Here is a 3,853-nt window from a genome sequence, read left to right as displayed (position 1 = left end):
GCTGCACCGGCACCGACGCCAGACCGGCCGGCCCGTCAGCGGCCGTGGCCGCCCAGCCAGGCTCACCGGAGCCACGCGGCGACGGCCCGGAGCGACCGGAACCACCCACCGCCGCGGCGTCGCGGGCCGGATCGGTGATCCGCTGCCGGGAGGCTCGGCCAGGCGCGGTGAGCAGCAGTAGCGCCTTCGCCACCGCGCTGGTCAGGTCATGGTCGACATTTTGGATGAGCCCCCGGGCGCCGGCGCTGATGGTGGCCGCCGCGGCCTCGGACTCCTCGGTGCCGAGCAGCAGCACCGCCGCCTGCGGCGCACGCGCCAAGACCCGGCGGACGAATCCGGCGCTGTCCGGCCGGGTGAGGGCCGTGTCGGCCAGGACCACGTCGGCCGGTCGCTCGGCCAGGCGCAGCATCACCTCGGGATCAGAGACGGCGGTACGAACGATCGCGGACAACCCCAGCCGCGCGGCAGCAGAAGCAAGGTGCTGGGCCGCGAGTGGTGTCCGAACGCACACAAGAACGGTACGCACTGTGGTCTCCTCTCCGCCAACGAGCAGACCATGACGCGGTCGGCTGGGGAGGGGGTTCCCGGCAATCCTTCGAACTTTTCCGACAGATGGGGCAAAAGCCGCAATTTCCCGGACGTTTTCGATCACAGACGTGTGAGTTGGCGAAAGCCCGGGTACCGGGAGATCCAGGCCGGGAACGGTGCGCCTGCGCGGCCCGCCGCCCGGACGCCGGCCATAAGGATTCTCGCGGAGCCGCGCGGGAGGAGGGGTGCTGATGTCGAACGTACGTAGACTGCCCGGACCCATCGTCGATCTCTGGGACTGGCAGCGACTCGGTGCCTGCCGAGGGCGCGACAGTGCCCAGTTCTTCCACCCCGACGGTGAGCGTGGCTCTTCCCGGCTACGTCGCGAGTCCGCCGCCAAGTCGGTATGCTGCGCCTGCCCGGTTCGCGCCGAGTGCGCCGCCCACGCACTGTCGGTACGCGAGCCGTACGGCGTGTGGGGAGGCTTCAGCGAGTCGGAGCGCCTGCGCCTGCTCGCCGTCGGCTGGGAGGACCTGGCAGACCGCCGGCACGCCCGGGTCGACGTCGCACGGCTGGAGGCCCGCCTGGGCCGCCCGCACAAGTCGACCGTCCCGGCCCAACGCAACGTGGCCTGACCCGACACGTCCCCAACATCTGCGGAAACCGCGCCCCCGCCCCGGGGGCGCGGTTTCGTGCCGTTCATGCGGTCCCGTGCCGTTCATGCGGTTCCCGTGCGCCCCGCCGCCGGCGACACGGCCATGATCAACACGGGTTCCTTGATGTCGGGGCTTCTTGTTGGCCCGGACACCCCGGCTTCAATGAACCCGAGTGGATCAAGCCGGTTGTGCGGTCGCGAGGTCAAGTCAGAGACGACGCCCTGGGAGGTTTGTCCGGTCTGGGGGATTCAGGCTGCGCGCAGGGCTTAGGCTGCTGCGAGGTACGCGGCCTTTGTCCAGTGATCGGATGCACCCGTGGATCGGAATCATGGCCGGGCCGGGGTCGTTACATACCCTGACGATCGCAGCACCACCGACCCACCACCCCGCCACCCGGGGGCCGGTCGCGCAGGTTGGAATGCCAGCCCCGGCCCGGTGGTTGCAGTCCCCACGAACGACCGCAGGCGCCGCCCTGATGAGGGTGCCGGCGGGTGGGCCGCCCCCCGGAATGACCCTGGCCCCCCGGTCGTTACACCTCCCACGAACGACCGCAGCCGCAGCCTCGACGAGACTGCCCGGCGAGGTGGGCCACCCCGGAATGACCCGGGCCCACCGGTCGTTACACCTGGACCCGGCGCCACGAGCCCTCGCCCGTAGGCCGCCGGTAGACGCCGAGTAACCGTAGGCGTCACCCCCAGACTTTCCCCCTTTGTTTGTGCAGCGCCGGACGAGGTGCTCACACCCGTCGCCACCGTGTCCCCGAATTGGTGTGTGCGGGTGTCCTACCCCCGAAGGAGCTACCCCTCATGAACACGATCTTCCGTAAGAGCATGCTGTCTGTTGCTGGTCTCGCGTTCGCCGGTGGTGTCTTCGCCGGTCCGATCGCCGCCCACGCCGCCACCCCGGTGGATGGCAAGCCGGTCGCGGTGGCCGTGCAGTCGGCGGCGCCGAAGCCGCAGGGCGACCAGTCCCACATCACGCTGAATGACGAGCAGACCGCGAACGTCAAGGCGATCATCGCCGCGACGAAGAAGGCTGGTCTGCCGGAGCGGGCCGCGGTGATCTCGATCGCGACGAGCCTGCAGGAGTCGAAGCTGGAGAACCTGGGCCACCTCGGCGACATGAACGACCACGACTCGCTGGGCCTGTTCCAGCAGCGCCCGAGCTCGGGTTGGGGCACCCCGGAGCAGATCACGAACCCGGAGTACTCGACCACCGCGTTCCTCAAGGGCCTCAAGCAGGTCGACGGGTGGCAGGACATGCCCCTGACCGACGCCGCGCAGACCGTGCAGGTATCGGCCTACCCGGACGCCTACGCCCAGTGGGAGCAGCAGGCCACCGACCTGGTCGGCCAGCACTGGAACAGCTGACCCGCGTCACCGCAGAACACGCACGCCAGCACCACCGCACGGCAAGACCACAGCACGACACCGACCGCTGGCCGGCACCCGCAACCCGGGGTGCCGGCCAGCGGCATTTCCGTGTTCCGAGTCCGCAGATCTTGGATAGTTTCCGTTCACGCTGAACGGAAAGTGTCCAGATCTGCATGCACGGTCTGGGGGAATCACCCGTCAGTCAGCCGGCCGGGCCGGCCCGAGGGAGAGACGCGGGTACCCGCAAGGCAGGTCGTCAGCACAGCCCGCCAACCCGCAGAACACGTCGCGGACGCACACAGGTCACGGACGCAGCGTTGGTCAGCGGACGGTGACGGTCACCGTGTGCCAGCCGGTGGCACCATCCGGGACGACGTCCTGCGTACGCTCGGTCTGGGTTTCACCTGTCGCGTCTGTCGCGCGGACCTGGAGTCGGTGTTCGCCCGGCGTGGCGTCCCAGCGCCAGGACCACTGCACCCAGGTGTCGACCGACACGGTCGGGGCCAGCGCGGCTTCCTGCCACTGGCCGTCGTCGACGCGTACCTCGACTCGGCGGATGCCCCGGTGCTGCGCCCAGGCCACCCCGGCGACGGTCACCGGTCCGGCGGTCAGCCGGTTGCGCCCCCGGGGCGCGTCGATCCGCGACTGGGTCTTGATCGGCCCCTGGGGGGACCAGCCGCGCGGCACCCAGTACGCGTCGAAGTCGGCGAACCGGGTCAGCTCCAGTTCGGTCACCCACTTGCAGGCCGACACGTAGCCGTAGAGGCCCGGCACCACCACCCGGGCCGGGAAGCCGTGTTCGACCGGCAGCGGCTCACCGTTCATTCCGACGGCCAGCAGCGCGTCCCGTCCGTCGCGCAGCGCGGCGGTGGGGGTACCGCAGGTCCAGCCGTCGACCGACCGACCAACGACCTGGTCGGCGTCGTCGTCGGGCTCGACCTCGTCCAGCAGTTCCCGCAGGGGTACGCCGAGCCAGCGGGCGTTGCCGATCAGGTCCCCACCCACCTCGTTGGAGACGCAGGCCAACGTGACGTACCGCTCGACCAGCGGTCGAGCCAGCAGATCCGCGTAGCTGTAGGTGCGCTCCTTGCCGACCCGCCCGTGGATCCGCAACCGCCAGGTGTCCGGGTCGACCTGGGGCACCACCAGTGCGGTGTCGATCCGGTAGAACCCGAAGTTCGGGGTGACGTACGGCGCGAGCTGGGTCAGCGCGAGGTCCGCGCCCGCCGGCACGGCCGGTGCGGGGGCGACCGGCGCGGGCAGGCGGATCGCGTCGCGGGCTGCGGACACGCCGCG

The 3,853-nt window shown here is 70.5% G+C and carries 3 protein-coding genes and 1 pseudogene; 2 read left to right on the top strand and 2 right to left on the bottom strand.

The features are described from left to right. Positions 1-526 (bottom strand): annotated as a pseudogene (locus PSH25_RS16930) (helix-turn-helix transcriptional regulator); the annotation flags it as partial. A 253-nt stretch (positions 527-779) separates the two neighbouring features. Here PSH25_RS16930 and PSH25_RS16925 point away from each other — a divergent pair. Together PSH25_RS16925 and PSH25_RS16920 are read left to right on the top strand one after the other, a co-directional pair. Then, positions 780-1,163 (top strand): WhiB family transcriptional regulator, encoded by a 384-nt coding sequence (locus tag PSH25_RS16925; RefSeq protein ID WP_238659997.1) that lies wholly within the window; start codon positions 780-782, stop codon positions 1,161-1,163. Positions 1,164-1,990: 827 nt separating this feature from the next. Then, the gene (locus tag PSH25_RS16920) at positions 1,991-2,554 is read left to right on the top strand and encodes a hypothetical protein (protein ID WP_238659996.1); all 564 of its coding nucleotides are present in this window, start codon (positions 1,991-1,993) and stop codon (positions 2,552-2,554) included. Positions 2,555-2,878: 324 nt separating this feature from the next. Here PSH25_RS16920 and PSH25_RS16915 read toward each other — a convergent pair. After that, on the bottom strand, positions 2,879-3,853 hold a 975-nt coding region (locus PSH25_RS16915; protein WP_238659995.1), incomplete at its 5' end, for a molybdopterin-dependent oxidoreductase.

The sequence above is a fragment of the Micromonospora foliorum genome (assembly GCF_022229015.1).
Lineage (GTDB): Bacteria > Actinomycetota > Actinomycetes > Mycobacteriales > Micromonosporaceae > Micromonospora > Micromonospora foliorum.
The sequence above is the reverse complement of the archived record's forward strand: the minus strand, read 5'-3'. Positions and strand labels throughout refer to the sequence as shown.

Bases quoted from the DNA above. Each gene is read 5' to 3' on its own strand.
- PSH25_RS16925 (WP_238659997.1), top strand. From the start codon at position 780: ATGTCGAACGTACGTAGACTGCCCGGACCCATCGTCGATCTCTGGGAC.
- PSH25_RS16920 (WP_238659996.1), top strand. From the start codon at position 1,991: ATGAACACGATCTTCCGTAAGAGCATGCTGTCTGTTGCTGGTCTCGCG.